Below are 18,679 nucleotides of genomic sequence, written 5' to 3'. Positions count from 1 at the left end.
GGAAAAGCCTGTACTTTTCCCTTTATTTGGTTTTATTTTATATAATTCTGTCTGGAGGTTTAGCCGTGAAAACTTATTTGATAACTGGTGGGGCTGGTTTTATAGGCTCCAATTTTATACATTATCTTATGCAAAAATATGGTGATGAGGTTTTAGTAATAAATGTTGATAAACTTACTTATGCAGGCAATCTTTCAAATTTAGAAAACATACAGGACAGAAATAACTATTTTTTTATAAGGGCTGATATTAATGACCGTAAAGCTTTGGAGTTAGTTTTTAATAAGTATAAGCCGGATATAGTTATAAACTTTGCGGCAGAATCTCATGTGGACAGAAGCATAAATTATCCCCGTATTTTTACTTACACTAATATCTCAGGAACTCAAGTATTGTTAGATTATGCTCTTAAATATTCGGTTTCTAAATATGTTCAGATTTCAACTGATGAGGTATACGGTTCTTTGGGAGAACAAGGTTTTTTTACGGAAAAATCGCTTTTAAAGCCCAGCAGTCCTTATTCTGCCTCTAAAGCATCGGCTGATCTAATGGTAGAGGCATATTATAAAACTTACGGCTTGCCAGTTAATATAACCAGGTGTTCTAATAATTACGGGCCGTTTCAGTCACCGGAAAAATTAATTCCTCTTGTCATTGAACATGCCTTAAATAATAAACCTGTACCTGTATACGGAAATGGTATGAATATAAGGGACTGGATTTTTGTTAAAGATCACTGTAGGGCAGTGGATTATATAGCTAATCAGGCCAAAGCAGGCGAGATATATAATATAGGTGCCAATTGTGAGATGGAAAATATCCGATTGATTCGGCTCATAATAGATTTGCTCAAGGAACTTTTGCCTTATGATGATAAAAGGCGGATAATGATAAATTACGATTTAATAACTTTTGTGGAAGACCGCAAAGGGCATGATTTCAGGTATGCAGTAGATTCCCGCAAAATAAGAGATGACTTGGGCTGGCGTCCTGAGGTAAGCTTTGAAGAAGGGATAAGGTTAACCATAGAATGGTATTTGCGGAATCAAAAGTGGCTTAGAAATGCCAAAAAACGCATTACAAATTGGCGAAAAAGAGGTGGAATATGAAAGGAGTAATACTGGCAGGGGGTAGGGGAACCCGTTTATACCCTCTTACTAAAGTAACTAATAAACATCTTTTGCCGGTAGGAAAAGAACCTATGATTTTTAATCCGGTAAAACAGCTAATTTTTGCAGGTATTACTGATATTATGGTGGTTACCGGAAAGGAGCATATGGGGGAGATTGTGCGTCTTTTAGGAAGCGGGAGAGATTTTGGCTGCGATTTTACTTTTAAGGTTCAAGAAGAACCTTTAGGCATAGCAAATGCACTGCTTCTTGCTGAAAATTTTGCTCGAGGAGAAAAAATCGTTGTTATTTTAGGCGATAATATTGCTACTCACAGCATAAAGAAATATGTTGACAGGTTTCGTCAGCAAAAAGAGGGGGCCCGTGTACTTTTACGCAAGGTTGAAGATCCTGAAAGATTTGGTATAGCTGCATTAGATGAGCTTAAGATAGTTGAGATTGAGGAAAAACCGCTTTATCCCAAGAGTCAATATGCAGTTATTGGTATATATATGTATGATGAAAAGGTTTTTGATATAATTCGTCAGATAAGGCCTAATGCTCATGGAGAATATGAGATTACCCCGGTAAATAATTTTTATATCAGTTTAAATCAGCTTTATTATGACCTTTTGGAAGGCGAATGGACTGATGCCGGGACTTTTGAATCACTGGCTTATGCCAACAGAATTATGCTGGAAATTGATAATAAAATAATTGTTTCAGAGGATTAAAGCTATGAAGATTCCCTTTAATCAGATTTATACTACAGGTCGTGAAATTTATTATATAAATAACTGTATAAAGAGTCAGGGGGGACAGGGCAAATTTTATACTAAGAAGGTGCAGGATTTTATATGTGGTAAGTTTAAAGCTTCAAAAGTTTTGCTTACTACTTCCTGCACAGCTGCATTGGAAATGGCAGCTCTCCTTGTTAACCTGGGTCCTGAAGATGAGGTTATTATGCCTTCGTTTACTTTTACCTCCACCGCTAATGCGGTAATGCTTAGGGGAGCTAAGCCGGTATTTGCAGATATTGACGGGCTGACTTTAAATATATCTCCTGAAGATGTAGAAAAGAAAATAACTTCAAAAACTAAAGCGGTTATTCCGGTTCATTATGCAGGAATAGCCTGTGATATGGATAAACTTCTTTATATTGCAAAAGAGAACGGATTATTTTTAATTGAAGATGCGGCTCAAGCCGTAAATGCCTTATACAAAGATAGATATCTCGGAACTATAGGGCATATAGGGTGTTACAGCTTTCATGCTACCAAAAATTATACCTGTGGCGAAGGGGGAGCTATTCTTCTTAATAATATAGACCCTAAAATGATTAAGAGAGCAGAATATCTGTGGGAAAAAGGGACTAACCGGCAGGCGTTTTTAGCCGGTATGGTTGATAAATATACCTGGGTTGATGTAGGTTCAAGCTATACTCCGGCTGATTTGCTTGCTGCCTATCTATATGCACAAATGGAAGAATTAGATATTATATATGATTTTAGGCGGAAGGTTTATGAGCGTTATTATGAAAGTTTACTGGAATATGAGAAAAAAGGTTTAATTAGGCTTCCTTTTATACCTTCTTATGCAGTTTCCAATTATCATATTTTTTATTTGCTTTTTACTTCGGAGGAACACAGGAATTTTGTTAAAGAAGGGCTGAATAAGGTCGGCATAGAAGCAGTTATCCATTATATGCCTTTGCATCTTTCGCCTATGGGGAGAAGATTGGGGTATAAAGAAGGGGATTTGCCGGTTACGGAAAAAGCAGCTTCCACCATACTGAGGCTTCCACTTTATCCTGATTTAACGGAGGAAAAGCAGGAATATATCCTAAAAAATCTCAGCCGGCTTTTAAATGCTTTAGAATAAAGTTGAGGCAGGAAAGTTTATGATGATTTCAATAGTTATTCCGGTATATAACGGAGCTGAAAGCTTAGAGGAGCTATATGACAGGATTAAAGAAGTAATGGGAAAAAAAGGTCTAGATTTTGAAATTATAATGGTTGATGACTTCAGCCGGGATGAAAGCTATAAGATGATGTGCAGATTAAGGGAAAAAGATAAAAGGGTAAAGCTGATAAGATTAGCCTTTAATTCCGGCCAGCATAATGCGACTTTATGCGGTATGCGCTACTGCAGCGGTGATTATGTTATTACTATGGATGATGACCTGCAGCATCCTCCGGAGGAGATTGTAAAGCTTATTGATAAGATTGAAGAAGGCTATGATATAGTTTTTGGCATAGCTGAAGACAAAAAACACAGTTTTTACAGGAACTTAGGGAATCGTTTAATTGATAAATCCCTCAATGTAATTTATGACAAGCCTCCTGATTTAAAGGTGAGCAGCTTCAGGATTATAAGAAAAGGATTAGCAGAGCTTTTGAGTAATTGTAAACGAAAAGAGATTTATCTGGCAGGACTTATTTTTGAAAATACTTCTAATACAGCCTGTATTAAGGTTAAACACGATGCCAGGAAATATGGCAGGAGCAATTACAGCATAAAAAAAGCTGCCAGATTAGCATTAAATCTGGTATTTAATCATTCTGATCTGCCTTTAAAAATAACTGTTTTTATATGGCTGGTGTTTTTTACCGTACTCAGCATAGCTTCTGTTTTATTATTTGTTGCTCCTATGAAATATTTTTTCGATAAGCTGGCTTTTATCATTTTATGGTTTTTAACTTTGTTAAACCTTTTATCTTTCCTGGTTACAGCCAGATATATAAAGGGTTTGCGTAGGGAGATGTTAAATGATAAACCACCTTATGAAATAAAAGAATTACAGCTTTAAATGGAGGATTTTATGAAGGTATTAATATTAGGCGGCGGTTTTATGCAGATAAATGCAATAAGGAGGTCAAAAGCTAAAGGGCTCACGGTTATTGTAGCTGATTATCTGCCCGACGCTCCGGGAAAAAAACTGGCCGATTTTGCGGAGATGGTAAGCACCTTTGATATTGAAGGTAATATCGAAATCGCCAGGAAATATGGAATTGACGGAGTTTTTACCATAGGAACCGACCAGCCGGTTTTAACTGCAGCTAAGGTGGCTGAAGCCTTTGGCCTTCCCCGCATGATAAGTTCGGAAACTGCTTTATGGGCAACTAACAAGAAGTATATGAAGGAGGTTTTTGTAAATAACGATATTCCTTCCAGCCGTTATTTGATGGTGAAAAAGGAGGACTTAAAGGATAAAACTGATCTTTATAAACGCTTATCTGCTTTGAATTTTCCTATCGTTGTAAAGCCTATCGACAGTCAGGGGCAGAGAGGGGTTTTTAAGATTTACAGCTTGGAAGATGATGTTGTTTCTTTTATGAACCAGACTTTTGCTTTTACCTGGGCAGATGAGATTATAGTAGAAGAATTTTGTCATGGAGACGAAATAACCGTAAGTGCCTGGGTAGAGGACTTAATCCCCTATATTCTGATGATAACCGACCGGCCTTTACTCAATGTTGAGCCTCACTTAGGGATACCAGATGGACATGTTTTTCCATCAATTTATACATTTAGCCACTATGAAAAGATTAAAGAGGTAGTGGAAAAGATAGTTAAGGCATTTAATATATTTTCAGGTCCGATATATATTCAGATGATAGTCAATGGAAATAATCTGGAAGTAGTGGAAGTGGCCTGCAGAATCGGAGGAGGACATGAAGAAGAACTTATTCCTTTAGTTTCTGGAATAGATATAGTTGATATATTTATTGAGAAATCTATAGGCCGAAGTGTAGATATATGTAAAATTAAAAACTATGATCTTTTATCAAATAATAAATATGCTATGGTCAAATTTATTGTAGGAAAACCAGGAAAAGTCAAAGAAGTCAGAAGCCTTGATCAGGTTAAAAAAATGCCGGGGGTAGTTAATGCAGGCTTTTATAAGCCGGATATTAAAGAAATAAGACCGTTGGTAGATAGTACATGCCGGTTAGGATATTTGCTGGTAGAAGGGAGGAATCGTAAAGATTTAGAAAGAAAGGTTATTGAGGCATACAAAAAGGTTGAGATTATTGATGGTTCAGGTGAAAATATGGTTTGCTTTATGTAAAATGGTGGGGAAGGAGAGAAGGTTGTGAAAAAGAAAGGGTTTATACTTGCTTTGATTTTAGTTTTCGCTGTCAGCAGTTTATTGACAGGATGCAAACAGGAAAACGACAGTTCTGTTTCTCCAGAAAAACAGGTTAACAAAATTACTATTGCCATTCAGTATGGCTTAGGCTATGCCCCGTTGCAGATAATGGAGAGCAAGGGCTTGATTGAAAAGTACCTGCCGACAGCCCAGGTAGAGTGGAAGCAGATGGGTACCGGCCCTGCAATAAGGGATGCCATGGTTACAGGCGATGTAGACATAGGATTTATGGGTATATCCCCTTTTCTCATCGGCTGGGACAAGGGGGTTAAATGGAAGATAGCAACTGCTTCGTGCAGTCAGCCCTTAGCTTTGATGACTTATAAAGATGGGGTAAAGGGTATAAAAGATTTGGGCTTTGATGATAAGATTGCTACACCGGCTATTGCCAGCATCCAGCATATACTTCTTTCCATGGCAGCAGAAAGAGAATTAGGGGATGCCCGGGCTTTGGACAATATAATGATATCTTTGACTCATCCTGATGCTATGACTGCTTTAAAAGCTAAAAAAGATGTAACTGCTCATTTTGCATCTCCGCCTTACCTGTTTGAAGAATTGTCTGATCCGGGGCTTCATCAAATTCTTACCGGAGAGGAAGCTTTTGGCGGTGAGTATACTTTTATTTTTGGAGTAGCAACCGAAAAATTCCATGACTCTAATCCGGCTGCTTATGCGGCTTTTATAGCTGCTTTTAATGAGGCGGTAGCTTTTATAAATAATAATCCTGAAGAAGCAGCTGCCATATTGGCAAAACAGTATAATCTGAGTGAAGAACAAACTTATAAGTATTTAACCTGGGAAGGTACCAACTATTGCTCAACCCCTTATGGACTTATGTATTTTGCCGAATTCATGAAAAAAGCCGGTTATATTGAGAAAATGCCGGAAAGCATTGCGGATATAGCCTTTGAAAATGTTCAGGCTGCAATCGGCAAAAAATATGGCGAAATGTCGGCTATCGAAAAACTGCAGTTTAAAAGGTGAAGTTTGTGAAGAGCTTATGGTTTAAAAAAGAGATGCTGCCCAAGTTTATATTTATTGTATTGCTCGTTTTGCTTTGGGAACTGACTGCTTGGAGTGGAATATTCGACCAGGCCTTGTTTCCCCCTTTTTCCAAGGTTTTTAAAGAATTTGCCAAAGGTGTAATAAGTGGTGTTCTAGTAGTTAAAACGGTTTATTCACTTTTGCTCATATTGAAAGGTTTGGTTCTGTCCCTCATCATAGCTCTTTTAATAGCTTTTTTTGCTCTGTCATCGAGATGGGTAGAAGATATAGCAGATGCGTTGAATTCTATATTTCATCCTTTGCCTGGTATAGCACTGCTTCCGGTAGCTATATTATGGTTTGGGATAGGGGAAACCAGCATATTGGTTATAGTTATACATTCGGTACTCTGGCCTATGCTGGTAAACATAAAAACCGGTTTTAAATCTGTTCCTTCTGTTTATATTGAATTAGGGCAGACTTTCGGTTTAAAAGGGATTAAGTTTTTATGGGAAATAATTTTGCCTGCTTCCCTGCCTTATTTTTTATCCGGTCTTAAAATCGGCTGGGCCAGGGCATGGCGGGCAGTTATTGCAGCCGAAATGGTTTTCGGGGCTGCGTCTGGAACGGCCGGTGGTTTGGGATGGCATATATATATGACCCGTTATTATTTCGACATGGCCGCTACCTTTGCTGCTCTTTTAGCTATTGTAATGGTAGGGATAATTGTTGAAGTGTTTGTTTTTAATGTGGTGGAGAGATTAACTGTTCGAAAATGGGGTATGAGTATTTAGGAGGAGAAGGGTTAATGCTGCAGCTTGAAGGTGTGAATAAGGTTTTTAAAAATAACGGTTCTTTTATTCATGTTTTAAAAGACATAGATTTTACTGTGAATTCTGGAGAATTTTTCTGTATTGTTGGCCCTTCAGGTTGCGGTAAAACTACTCTTTTAAGGAGTATTGGAGGATATGAAAAAATATCCGGGGGGCAGATATTAATAGATGGTAAAAAGATTACGGAACCGGGCATTGACCGGGTTATGGTTTTTCAGAGTTTTGAACAGCTTTTCAGTTGGAAGACGGTGAAAGAAAATATTGAGTATCCTTTGAAAATTACAGGCGTAAGTAAACAGAAACGGAATGAGTATGTTCGTAAATATGTGAAAATGATGGGGTTGGAGGGTTTTGAAAATTACTATCCCCATCAACTATCCGGCGGGATGAAGCAGAGGACGGCACTGGCACGCGCTTTAGCCCTAAACCCTGAGATTTTGCTGATGGATGAACCTTTTGCTAATCTTGATGCCCAGACCAGAGAAGTTTTACAAAAGGAGTTGCTTAAAATTTGGCAGGAACTGAAGCCGACCATAATTTTTGTTACTCATGCCATTGATGAGGCAATTATACTGGCAGACCGCATTTTAGTTATGTCAAAACAGGGGAGAATTAAAACTATCATAGAAAGCCATCTTGAGCGTCCCCGCAGACCCAGCATGAAGGGATTTTCAGCTATGTGGGATATACTTTATTCTTTGCTGGGTTCTGATGATAATCCATAAATAAAAAGGGAAGTAGTGTAAAATGAGTATTTCTCTGAAATCAGCAAGATGGATTATAGTGACTGTTTATATAATATTAAATCTTGTAATATTAAACTATTATTCAGCCGCGTGGCAGGATATTTTAAAATTCTTTATATGTATATTTTTGTGTGTTTTTATACCGGGGTTAGTTTTTATTAACTTCATGGGTGTTTATAGAGATGAGCCTTATAAGCTTTTTCTTGCTTTGGTTGTGGGAATAGCTTTAGATATAATTTTATATATTATATTTGCTCTATTAAATCTTAAAACCTGGTTCTATTTATTTTTTGCTGCTGTATTTGTTGTATATATCGCCAATGGCTGGCTGAGGCAGGATTTTAATATAATAAAAAAAATGGTGGAAAAAACCCCGGCCAAATACTTCGGTTTATTGGTATCTTTTTCTTTTTTGGTTCTGCTTTTGACCATAGAGATGTATTTTATCCCTAATATTTTGCCGGGAAAAGAGGCTGTCATATATAATGTGGATTTTCCCTGGCATATAGGCAATATAGCTGAGATTAAAAACCACTGGCCTCCGGAAGATATAAGGATCAGCGGATTTCCTTTCCACTATCATGTCTTTTTTTATGTTTTTATTGCCTTTCTTTCTTTTATGACTGATATTTCAATATCACTTCTCTTTTTACGCCTTTATATTATCCTGTTCATTTATTTATTGCTTTTTGCCGCTTATTTTGCAGGAAGCAGGTGGTATAAAAATCGGGATCCAGGGATTATTAATTCTTTTGTATTTATGTTTGCAGGAACTGCTTTGTTATCATCACCCTATAATGTTTTTCTGAAAAATTTTTTCTTCAGCCCTACTTTTTTCCTGGCTGTTTTGATTACTCTTTTTCTTATAGTTGAGATAAGGGATTATTTATCAGGAGAGAGGAATTTTGTATTAATCCTGCTGCTGGTTTTTGCCGTCAGCGGTGCCAAGGGAAGTTTTTTCCCGGTTATATTTGGCGGGATTTTTTTAGCTTTTTTATATGCTTTCTTAACTGGTGAAAATAATTTAAGAAGGTATGTTAATTTACTTTGCGGAAGCTTTTTAGTGTTTATAATGGTTTATTTTCACATATATGGATTAAGGCCGGGAGGAGAAGGATTTAACCTGGTTCCTCTGCAGATTATGAAAAATACTTATATTTACAGGATATACAGCAGCCATTTCGAGATAGAAAACTTATGGAGTATTTTAGCTTTTATACCTTTTTATTTGCTGGCTTTCTTCAGCTTCAGGCTTCTGGCGTATATTGATTTTATAAGAGGATTTTTTAGCAGGACTAAAAACATATCTTCAGATAAGGTTTTTTTAGGAGCAACAGTTCTGATAAGCTTTATACCTGCTTATATCTTGAGTTACCGGGGGGATTCCCAGTATTACTTTTTATTTGTAGGTTACATATGCCTTAATATTTTAGCAGCAGGCTATTTATACAAGGTGATAAAGGCAGAAAAAGCCGGGATAATAAAATTGGTAATTGTTATTTTGCTTCTGGTATCTATTGGAGATACCTGGGGGATGGTTAAGAAAACAGAAGGTATAAATACAAAACTGATGTCACTTAATAATAAACCTTTAACTCCCGGACTTTATGAAGGATTGATATTTTTAAGGGATAATACGAACAAAGATGCGGTAATAGGTGCACGCAGGGTATTTTTAATCAGTGAAGATAATCCTAGATTTTTTTACTATTCAGCCTTTGCCGAAAGGCGTATTTTAGTTGAAGGGTGGCAGTATATGCCGGTTAGCCGTCAGAAGGAAGCGTATAAGAGATATGAAGATATGACTGTTTTGTATTTTACCCATGACCGAAAAAAAGCTGAAGATATATTGGATAAATATAAAATTGATTACCTCATAGTTGATAAACACGCCAGGCAGAAGCTCAGGTTTGATTCTGCCGGCCTCTTTGTCAAAAAGTTTGAAAATGAAGCAGTGGTTATTTTTGAAAAAATGAACTGAAATCTATTTTTAAGTATATTTGGACAAGATGATTTCGGCTGGTTATTTGAACCAGCTTTTTTTATATTAAAAAATAATACATTGGAGATTTTTTGATAAGTAAGGCTTTTTTCATTAAAATACATGGAATAATTTGAGTATTTCACCAATATCTATTTAAAGCAAAGGTGGTGAGTTTAATGAGGGAGAGGACAGATGCAAAAGTCATTAGAGAAGAAATATTACCTTATTTAGCTCCTAGAATAAAAAGCCTTTTAAAGAACAGAGAAGATCGGTTTTTCAGGGGGTTAGAAGAAATAAGGCTAAGAAGGGAAAAGCCGCTTTGCTTGAAGATAGGGGACAAAGATTATGGTATAAACCGCCGTGGTGAAGTTACGATGAATTTGAATGATTCTTATGTTGTAAATGAAGAGGATATATACCGAACTATTGCTTCTATAAGCGATAATTCGCTTTATGTTTTTGAAGAAGATATAAAAAGGGGTTTTATTACAATCCCGGGTGGACACAGAGTAGGACTTGCTGGACAGGTTATTTATAAAGTAAATGAAATATATAATTTAAAAAATTTTTCCGGCATCTGTTTCAGGATAGCCCGGGAGATAAAGGGATGTGCTGAAAATATACTGCCAGACATAGTTGAAAACGGCAGAATTTTGAACACCTTGATTATTTCGCCTCCGCGTTGTGGAAAAACTACTGTTTTACGGGATTTAGCCCGGATGATATCTGATGGTATAAATCTTCCTGAAGCAAAGAATGTAGTAATAATCGACGAGAGGTCTGAAATAGCCGGATGTTATCAGGGGGTTCCCCAGCTTGATGTGGGAATTCGCAGCGATGTTTTAGATTCCTGTCCTAAGGCTGCCGGGATTCTTATGGCTGTTCGTTCTTTATCTCCTCAGGTGGTAATAACTGATGAAATAGGCAGACAGGAAGATGCAGCTGCTGTATATGAGTGTGTCAATGCCGGAGTTGCCGTAATAGCCACTGTGCATGCCCGTGATATAGAAGAGTTGAGCAAGAGGCCGATTTTAAGGGAATTATTAGCTTCAAAAAGCTTTAAGGTCGGGGTTGTTCTTTCCCGCAGGCGGGGACCGGGGACATTAGAAATGTTTTACAGGTGGGATTGATGATGCTTTGGCTTAAATCGGCAGGAGTTATTTTAGTTATCTTGAGTTCGGGAATCTGGGGGCTTATGGGAGCCAGAAATTTGCAGTTGAGGGTGGAACAGCTGAAGGATTTAAGGATGGCCTTAAATTTTTTGGAAAAGGAAATTGCTTATATGCATACTCCTTTAAGCTCTGCTTTGAGAAAGACAGGTTATTTTTGTGCTTCACCCATCAGATGGCTTTTTTTGGAAAGTGCAGAAAGGCTTGAAAGAAAAGAGGGGAGGACAGCTTATGAAGCATGGCTTAGCGGGGTTTATAAGCTTGAGAGGGCTTCCAGCCTTAAAACTGAGGATATTGAACTTTTAAAAACGGGAGCTATGCAAATTGGCATTTCTGATGTCTATGAGCAGCGCAAGTTTTTTTCTATGCTGCAGGAAGAGTTAAAAATCATGGAAGAAAAGGCGGAAAAAGAGGCTGAGTCGGGGGTAAAGCTGTGGTCTTATGGAGGGTTTATATTAGGAGCTGTAATCGTTCTGCTTTTTATATAAATTTAATGATGTAGTTAAGGAGGTTTTTCATGAACATTGATATTATTTTTCGCATTGCAGGTATTGGAATTTTAATTTCTGTGCTTTCGATTGTTTTGAAACAGGCAAAAAAAGAGGAACAGGCAGAAATGTTGACCTTGGCAGGGGTGGTAGTAGTTCTTATTATCGTTGTGCAGCTTATGAATCAGCTTTTTGTGGTGGTGAGGTCGGTTTTTAATCTTTAAAGACATAGCAGACTTAAGTGTATATAAATAAAAAAGGAGCGATATGTGTGGAAATAGCCCAGATTGTGGGATTAGCTCTTATAACTACTTTGCTTCTTCTTATCCTACGTCAGGAGAAACCGGTCATGGCAGTAGTTTTGAGTATAGTATTCAGCATAATTATTTTCAGTCTTATGCTGGGCAAAATGGCCGCTATTATAGATGTTATGCAGGAGATAACAAGAAAAGCTGAGATTAATTATTTTTTTCTGGGGACTATGCTTAAGATACTGGGGGTAGCCTATTTGGGAGAATTTGCAGCAGCTATTTGTCAGGATGCAGGAGAACAGGCAGTAGCTAAAAAAGTAGAGTTTGCTTCCAAGATTATAATTGCAGTCCTCGCTCTTCCTATCATGATTGCTATTTTAGAGTCGCTCATGGAACTTATCCCCAAATAAACATCATGTTTTTAATGAGGGAGGATATTTGGTTGTTTGGAAGATATGGCAGAAAACCTGGCGAAAAAAGAAATAGTTTTTCTGTAAAATTCAGAAGGATTCTAATTCTTTTCGCAGTTTTAAGTATGTTTTTTAACTGCTCATGGGTTTTGGCTTTTGAAGAAGATCAGGCAGCATTTTCGGTAACTGAAGCCGTGCAGAGTATAGATTTGAATGTTATGGAAGAATACAAAAACAAAATTGACGGAGAGATAAATTCTTATCTAGAGAACAAACCTCTTAAGGATTGGATTATAGATTTTATCAAGGGAGATTGGAATTTTGATTATAAGGAAATGGGAAATAATTTAATTCGCTTTTTTTTAAAGGAGGTAAGAGCTAATACCGGACTTTTAGGGAAACTTTTAATTCTAGCTGTGTTATCCGCTTTACTTATTAATCTGCAGACTGCTTTTTCCTCTTCAATAGGACAGATATCTTATACCGCCTGTTTTTTAGCCCTTTGTGCCATAGCTTTAGGTTCGTTTAAGATTGTTTTGGATATAGGGATGCAGACAATTGAAAATATGACCTCTTTTATGATGGCAATGCTTCCCCAGATGATGATTTTAGTTGCAGGTTTGGGTAATATAAATTCTTCAGTTATGTTTTTTCCGATGCTTACGGGGGCTACCAGTCTTTTTGCCAATTTTATGAAAAATATTGTTTTCCCTTTAATAATAATGTCAGCAGTTTTGAATCTTCTTAATAATATGTCGGAAAGCCTTAAAGTTGCAAGGTTAGCTAAGTTTTTCAATCAGATAGCCCAGCTTTCGTTAGGTTTTTTCTTAACCTTTTTTGTGGGGCTGTTGACCCTCAGGGCTCTTTATGCATCAGTTTTAGATAAAGTAACCTTGCGTGCTACCAGGTTTGTTACAGACAATGCTATTCCAGTGGTAGGCAAAATGTTTTCCGATACTATAGAGGTTACTGCTGGTTATATAGTTCTTTTGAAACATGCGGTAAGTGTTTATGGAGTTTTAATCATAATAGGAATTGTTATATTTCCGGTATTAAAAATAGCTGCTATTGCACTTATATATAAAGTTGCTTCTGCAATAGCCGAACCTTTAGGAGATGCCCGTATAGCTTCGGTGTTAGAAATTATGAGTGCTCACCTCTTTTTAATGATGGCAGCAGTTGCTGCTGTGGCCTTGATGTTTTTTATTATGATAACTATTGTAGCTGCGGTATCTAATCAGGTAATTTTGCTGAAATGAGTGATATTCCGTTAAAAAGGCAGGGAAGGTTGTATGTCGGTATTGGCAGGGATAGTAAAAAATATTGTGGTTATTATAATCGTGGCCAGCTTTTTTGAGATTATACTCCCCGAAGGCAGGCTTAAACCTTTTGTCCGTTTTGCTGTAGGGCTCTTTATTTTGATCTCAGTGTTAAACCCGGCATTATCTTATATTTTTTCAAATCGGGAAATTGAGATTAACATGTGGGATTATACCGAAAAATATGTTGATGAAAATGAAATCTTGAGTAAAGGAAGTACGCTGAATAATGAGATAAAAAAACGGAAAGATGCGGCAATAAGAGAAAAACTTGAGGGTCAGATAAGTGCAGTGGCTTTACTGTTTCCTCAGGTGGAAAATGTCAATACTGAAGTTTATATATCAGATAATGGAAAGTTAGAAAAAGTGTATATGGTAGTAAAGACTAAAAGTAGAGAAAGGACATTTTCTGGGGATAAAATAGGGGTTTTTGCAGATAAAGGATATATGGATGAAGAAGAGCAGGAATTTATTGAAAAGAAAATAGTAAATGTTGTCCAAAATTTATATGGCCTAGACGGTGATTATATACAAATTGAATTTGAGGGGGGTTAATTATGCTGGAAGAATGGATAAGAAATAAGGGGGATAATAAGGTGAATAGGGCAGAAGAATGGAAAAAGAAAGGCATGTATTTTTTGGTGATTTTATGCTGTGCAGGAATTCTTGCCCTTATATGGCCGGTAAGCAGTACTGATACTCAGACTGATTCTTCATCTATATCTGAGCCGGTTTATAAAAAGAAAGAAATTGATAATGTAAAAGCAGAAATGGCCAATGAGTTGGAATCCATACTTTCCCAGATTGAAGGTGCAGGAAAGGTAAGTGTAAGCCTTACTTTGAGCTCTGATGGAATTAATACTTATGCAGCCAATGTAAGGGAGGAAAAAAGAAATCAGGAAGAAACCAGCAAAGGGAGTAAGAAAGTGACCAATGAAACTAATATTTCGCGTGATGTGGCAGTTAATTCAGGAAATGCCTTATTGATTGAGCATAAAAATCCTGAAGTTATTGGAGTGTTAATTGTGGCAGATGGGGCAGGCAACCCGGAGGTTAGAGAGAATTTGACTTATGCGGCTTCTACCTTACTCGATATTCCGGCTCACAAAGTAAGAGTGATGCCGCGTGAAAGGAGGAGTAACTAGATGATAATAGATTTAAAAAGGGTGAAAATAGCAGGGATTTTGTTAATAATTATTTTATCAGGGATTTTTGGCATAAGCAGATTATATGTGTTAAATCATAATAACAAAGGAGTGCAGGAAGTAGTAGTTAAAAGTGCTGATTTGACCAGTGATGTCCTTAATTCGGATATGGCGGATGAAGAGGCGATAAGCCAGGAAAAGAAAAATAATTTTTTTGCTGAATATCGATTGGAAAGAGAACGCATGAGAAGCCGGCAGATGGAAATGTTAAAGGATATAATAAATAATGAGAAAGCCGAAAAAAAAGCTAGAGAAGCAGCTTCTTTGCGCATGGTTGAGATTACCAGGGAAATGGAAAAAGAATTAAAGGCAGAGAATTTGGTCAAATCTAAGGGGATTGAAGACTGTATAGTCTTATTACAGTCAGGAGGAGGGACAGTAGTAGTCGAAAAAGATAACCTTTCTAAGGAGGAGGAAGCGGAAATAAGAAGAGCAGTAGGTAGTGTGGTTGGTAGTGACTATGCTAGGATATTCATAATAGTGAAGAATGGAGATGCGTGATTTTTGTATACATAAAATCGTATGATTGCAAAAACTAACCATTATTTTTATAATTAAAAAAGTTAAACTGAATTAGTATCTCAGGCACTTGCCTGAGTATATTTGTATATGCGGAAAATAGCAAATGAATTAATATAAGTTATCTGTAATTTTTAAGGGGGAATAGCATGGGCAAAATAAAAATAACTGATACCAGTTTGCGCGATGGGCATCAGAGTCTCTGGGCTACCCGCATGACTACGGATGATATGCTGCCGGTTTTGGAATATTTAGATAATATAGGATATTATTCATTGGAAGTGTGGGGAGGAGCTACTTTTGATGTATGTATCCGCTATTTAAACGAAGACCCGTGGGAAAGGCTAAGAATAATAAGAAAGAATGTTAAGAAAACCAAGCTCCAGATGCTTTTGAGGGGACAATCCCTGGTAGGTTATAGCCATTATCCTGATGATATAGTTTGTAAGTTTGTAGAAAAGGCAGCAGAAAACGGTATAGACATATTCCGGGTATTTGATGCTTTGAATGATATTCGCAATCTGGAAACTGCTATGAAGGCAATAAAAAAGACAGGTAAACATGCCCAGGCATGTGTAGTTTATACTATAAGTCCGGTGCATACTATGGAACATTTTGTAGAAACTGCATCATCCCTTAAAGATATGGGAGCCGATTCTATATGTATTAAGGATATGGCAGGGCTCCTTTCACCTTATGTTGCTTATGAACTGGTAAAATTACTTAAGGAAAAGGTTGGTTTACCAGTTCAGCTTCATACCCACTATATAGGGGGATTGGCAGTTGCGGCTGTTCTTAAAGCAGTAGAGGCAGGGGTTGATGTTGTAGATACCGCAAGTGTTCCTTTAGCCTTCGGTTCTTCCCAGCCACCGGTAGAGACTATTGTCCGGGCACTGCAGGATACAGAGTGGGATACCGGACTTGATCTGCATGAACTTTTTGAAGTGGCTACTCATTTTGAAAAGATTCGCAAACATAAGGGCTTTGAGCGCGGAGTAACCCGCATATCTGATATGAAGGTATTTGAACATCAGGTACCGGGAGGCATGATATCAAATTTATATTCTCAGTTAGAGGAACAAAAAGCAGCTGACAGAATTGATGAGGTTTTAGCAGAGATACCAAGAGTAAGAGAGGATATGGGCTATCCTCCTTTAGTAACTCCTACCAGCCAGATAATAGGCATACAGGCAGTGCTTAATGTTTTGACAGGTGAAAGATATAAACTGTGTCCCGGCGAAGTTAAAGACTATGTGCGCGGTCTTTACGGTAAACCACCGGTGCCTGTCAAAGAAGAAATAAGAAAAAAGATAATTGGAGATGAACCGGTCATTAATGTGCGCCCGGCAGATCTCTTAGATCCTGCTTGGGAGAAGGCTAAACAGGAGGTAGCGCATATTGCGCAGAGTGAAGAAGATGTTCTTACTTATGCCCTTTTCCCACAGGTGGCTTTGAAGTTTTTTGAATATCGCCAGAATAAGACTGATGAAGATGAACCGCAGATAAGGCCACAGGAGGAAGTGGGCGAAGAAATTAAAGTTGAAAAAGTCAAGCCAAAAAGGCCTGCTGCTTTAAAGGAAACTAGGAAGGTGGCAGGCAGCAAGGAGGAAGATGAAATGAATATTGATGAAATAAGAGAAATAATGCTTCTTTTAGATCAGACTGGCATTGCTGAACTGGAACTGCAGAAGGATGATTATCGTTTGACTTTGCGTAAATTCTCCGGGGCAGGAAAAGAAACAGTCGGGACAGAACCGATAAAAATCCCGGTTCAGGATAAACCGGATTTAAGTAAAACTGAACCTGAGAAAGAAAAAGCAAAAGCTGATAATTTGGTAGAAGTTGTATCACCTATGGTAGGTACTTTCTATGCCGCTCCTTCTCCTGATTCACCGCCTTATGTAAACGTAGGGGACAGAGTAGAGGTAGGTCAGACTTTATGTATTGTTGAAGCTATGAAGCTTATGAATGAAATTAAGGCAGAAGTTTCCGGAGTAATTGCTGAAATACTGGTAGATAATGCTGAACCTGTAGAATATGGTCAGCCGCTTTTCCTAATTGAACAGGATTAAGGGGTGATATATTGTTTTCCAAGGTTTTGATTGCTAACCGGGGAGAGATTGCTGTCCGGATTATTCGAGCATGTAAGGAGTTGGGGATTAAAACGGTTGCCGTCTATTCGCTGGCTGATAAAGAAAGTCTGCATGTTAAACTGGCGGATGAAGCGGTTTGCATAGGGCCTGCGCCGGCTAAACAGAGTTATTTAAATATCCCCAATATTATTGCTGCAGCTCAAACGACCGGAGCTGAAGCTATTCATCCCGGATATGGATTTTTGGCGGAGAATGCTTATTTTGCCGAACTCTGCGAAACTAACGATATAAAGTTTATAGGACCTAGCCCGGAGGCTATTTCTATAATGGGGGATAAGGTAAAGGCCAAAGAAGTAGTGAAAAAGGCCGGAGTTCCCCTGGTTCCAGGAAGCGATGGAGGAGTAAAAAGCTATGAGGAAGCTAAAAGGATTGCAGATGAGATAGGCTACCCAGTTATGATAAAGGCTGCAGCCGGAGGCGGAGGGAAAGGAATGCGTCTTGCCCATTCGCCGGAAGATTTGCGCGAGTCTTTGCAAATGGCTAAAATGGAAGCAGGAGCAGCTTTTGGAAATGATGAGGTGTATATAGAAAAGTATATTGAGGAACCCAGACATATTGAAATCCAGGTGTTAGCTGACGAGTTTGGAAATGTAGTGCATTTAGGAGAAAGAGACTGTTCCCTGCAGAGAAGAAACCAGAAGCTTTTGGAAGAGGCTCCCTCAAGCTTTCTCGATGAAGAACTGCGCAGTAAAATGGGAATGACTGCAGTTAATGCGGCTAAAGAAGTGGGATATTGCAGTGCCGGAACTATAGAGTTTTTGGTAGATAAACATCGGAACTTTTATTTTATCGAAATGAACACCCGTATTCAGGTGGAACATCCAGTAACTGAGATGATAACCGGCATAGATCTGGTTAAAGAACAGATAAAGATTGCAGCAGGAGAAAGGCTCAGCTTTAAACAGGAAGATATCAAACTCAATGGCTGGGCTATTGAATGTCGTATAAATGTGGAAGATCCGGCTAATGATTTTTGTCCTTCTCCAGGCACAGTGGCAAAATATATTGTTCCGGGAGGTATAGGGGTAAGGGTAGATTCTTCTGTATATCCCGGCTATACTATTCCGCCTTTTTATGATTCTATGGTAGCAAAGCTTATTGTATGGGGCAAAGACCGCAATGAAGCTATTTCACGCATGAAGAGAGCCTTGGGCGAATTTACTATAGAAGGGGTAAAAACTACTGTCCCCTTCCATCTTAAGGTTTTAGATAATGCATTTTATCGTAAGGGGGAAGTATATACCAACTTTATACAGCGTCGTATGCAGGATGATTGATTTAAAAATAAATTGTTTGCTACTCAAAGGAAAAGTTTGTTATAATATATAACAGATAAATTGGGAGGTGGACAGA

Annotated in this window: 19 protein-coding genes; all 19 read left to right on the top strand. The window is 37.9% G+C overall.

The window, feature by feature from the left end; all coding sequences use genetic code 11:
* Positions 1-65 precede the first annotated feature (65 nt).
* Positions 66-1,109, top strand: a complete 1,044-nt coding sequence (gene rfbB / locus H0Z36_RS06640) for a dTDP-glucose 4,6-dehydratase (protein ID WP_296864731.1) — start codon at positions 66-68, stop codon at positions 1,107-1,109.
* Positions 1,106-1,843 (top strand): sugar phosphate nucleotidyltransferase, encoded by a 738-nt coding sequence (locus H0Z36_RS06635; RefSeq protein WP_296864729.1) that lies wholly within the window; start codon positions 1,106-1,108, stop codon positions 1,841-1,843. The genes rfbB and H0Z36_RS06635 overlap by 4 nt, the downstream gene beginning before the upstream one ends.
* Positions 1,844-1,847: 4 nt before the next feature.
* The gene (rffA, locus tag H0Z36_RS06630) at positions 1,848-2,990 is read left to right on the top strand and encodes a dTDP-4-amino-4,6-dideoxygalactose transaminase (RefSeq protein ID WP_296864727.1); all 1,143 of its coding nucleotides are present in this window, start codon (positions 1,848-1,850) and stop codon (positions 2,988-2,990) included.
* Between the two features lie 19 nt (positions 2,991-3,009).
* The gene (locus tag H0Z36_RS06625; RefSeq protein WP_296864725.1) at positions 3,010-3,918 is read left to right on the top strand and encodes a glycosyltransferase family 2 protein; all 909 of its coding nucleotides are present in this window, start codon (positions 3,010-3,012) and stop codon (positions 3,916-3,918) included.
* A gap of 12 nt (positions 3,919-3,930) precedes the next feature.
* Entirely contained in the window at positions 3,931-5,181 is a 1,251-nt protein-coding gene (locus tag H0Z36_RS06620; protein ID WP_296864723.1) for an ATP-grasp domain-containing protein, read from the top strand.
* A 24-nt stretch (positions 5,182-5,205) separates the two neighbouring features.
* Positions 5,206-6,249, top strand: coding sequence for an ABC transporter substrate-binding protein (locus H0Z36_RS06615; protein ID WP_296864720.1), 1,044 nt, complete (start codon positions 5,206-5,208; stop codon positions 6,247-6,249).
* A gap of 5 nt (positions 6,250-6,254) precedes the next feature.
* The gene (locus H0Z36_RS06610; RefSeq protein WP_296864717.1) at positions 6,255-7,043 is read left to right on the top strand and encodes an ABC transporter permease; all 789 of its coding nucleotides are present in this window, start codon (positions 6,255-6,257) and stop codon (positions 7,041-7,043) included.
* 14 nt (positions 7,044-7,057) lie between these two features.
* Positions 7,058-7,807, top strand: coding sequence for an ABC transporter ATP-binding protein (locus tag H0Z36_RS06605; RefSeq protein WP_296864715.1), 750 nt, complete (start codon positions 7,058-7,060; stop codon positions 7,805-7,807).
* A 22-nt stretch (positions 7,808-7,829) separates the two neighbouring features.
* Positions 7,830-9,809 (top strand): hypothetical protein, encoded by a 1,980-nt coding sequence (locus H0Z36_RS06600; RefSeq protein WP_296864713.1) that lies wholly within the window; start codon positions 7,830-7,832, stop codon positions 9,807-9,809.
* A 179-nt stretch (positions 9,810-9,988) separates the two neighbouring features.
* Positions 9,989-10,942 carry a stage III sporulation protein AA gene (spoIIIAA, locus tag H0Z36_RS06595; RefSeq protein WP_296864711.1) on the top strand — a complete coding sequence of 318 codons (954 nt, stop codon included), beginning with the start codon at positions 9,989-9,991 and terminating at the stop codon, positions 10,940-10,942.
* Entirely contained in the window at positions 10,942-11,469 is a 528-nt protein-coding gene (locus H0Z36_RS06590; protein ID WP_296864709.1) for a hypothetical protein, read from the top strand. The genes spoIIIAA and H0Z36_RS06590 overlap by 1 nt, the downstream gene beginning before the upstream one ends.
* 29 nt (positions 11,470-11,498) lie before the next feature.
* Positions 11,499-11,693 carry a stage III sporulation protein AC gene (gene spoIIIAC, locus H0Z36_RS06585; RefSeq protein ID WP_296864707.1) on the top strand — a complete coding sequence of 65 codons (195 nt, stop codon included), beginning with the start codon at positions 11,499-11,501 and terminating at the stop codon, positions 11,691-11,693.
* A 47-nt stretch (positions 11,694-11,740) separates the two neighbouring features.
* The gene (gene spoIIIAD, locus H0Z36_RS06580; RefSeq protein WP_296864705.1) at positions 11,741-12,130 is read left to right on the top strand and encodes a stage III sporulation protein AD; all 390 of its coding nucleotides are present in this window, start codon (positions 11,741-11,743) and stop codon (positions 12,128-12,130) included.
* A gap of 32 nt (positions 12,131-12,162) precedes the next feature.
* Complete coding sequence (spoIIIAE, locus tag H0Z36_RS06575; RefSeq protein ID WP_296864703.1) at positions 12,163-13,389, top strand: stage III sporulation protein AE; 1,227 nt, start codon at positions 12,163-12,165, stop codon at positions 13,387-13,389.
* Positions 13,390-13,422: 33 nt separating this feature from the next.
* A complete protein-coding gene (locus H0Z36_RS06570; protein ID WP_296864701.1) occupies positions 13,423-14,004 on the top strand; it encodes a stage III sporulation protein AF in 582 nt (193 codons plus the stop codon).
* A gap of 2 nt (positions 14,005-14,006) precedes the next feature.
* Positions 14,007-14,594, top strand: coding sequence for a hypothetical protein (locus H0Z36_RS06565; RefSeq protein ID WP_296864699.1), 588 nt, complete (start codon positions 14,007-14,009; stop codon positions 14,592-14,594).
* The gene (locus tag H0Z36_RS06560) at positions 14,595-15,155 is read left to right on the top strand and encodes a SpoIIIAH-like family protein (RefSeq protein WP_296864697.1); all 561 of its coding nucleotides are present in this window, start codon (positions 14,595-14,597) and stop codon (positions 15,153-15,155) included.
* A 167-nt stretch (positions 15,156-15,322) separates the two neighbouring features.
* Entirely contained in the window at positions 15,323-17,245 is a 1,923-nt protein-coding gene (locus tag H0Z36_RS06555; protein WP_296864695.1) for an oxaloacetate decarboxylase subunit alpha, read from the top strand.
* Positions 17,246-17,256: 11 nt separating this feature from the next.
* A complete protein-coding gene (gene accC, locus H0Z36_RS06550; RefSeq protein WP_296864693.1) occupies positions 17,257-18,603 on the top strand; it encodes an acetyl-CoA carboxylase biotin carboxylase subunit in 1,347 nt (448 codons plus the stop codon).
* Positions 18,604-18,679 lie beyond the last annotated feature (76 nt).

This window comes from Thermosyntropha sp. (assembly GCF_017656155.1).
Classification (GTDB): Bacteria; Bacillota; Syntrophomonadia; order Syntrophomonadales; family Syntrophomonadaceae; genus Thermosyntropha.
This window is presented reverse-complemented; position numbering and strand designations above follow the sequence as displayed.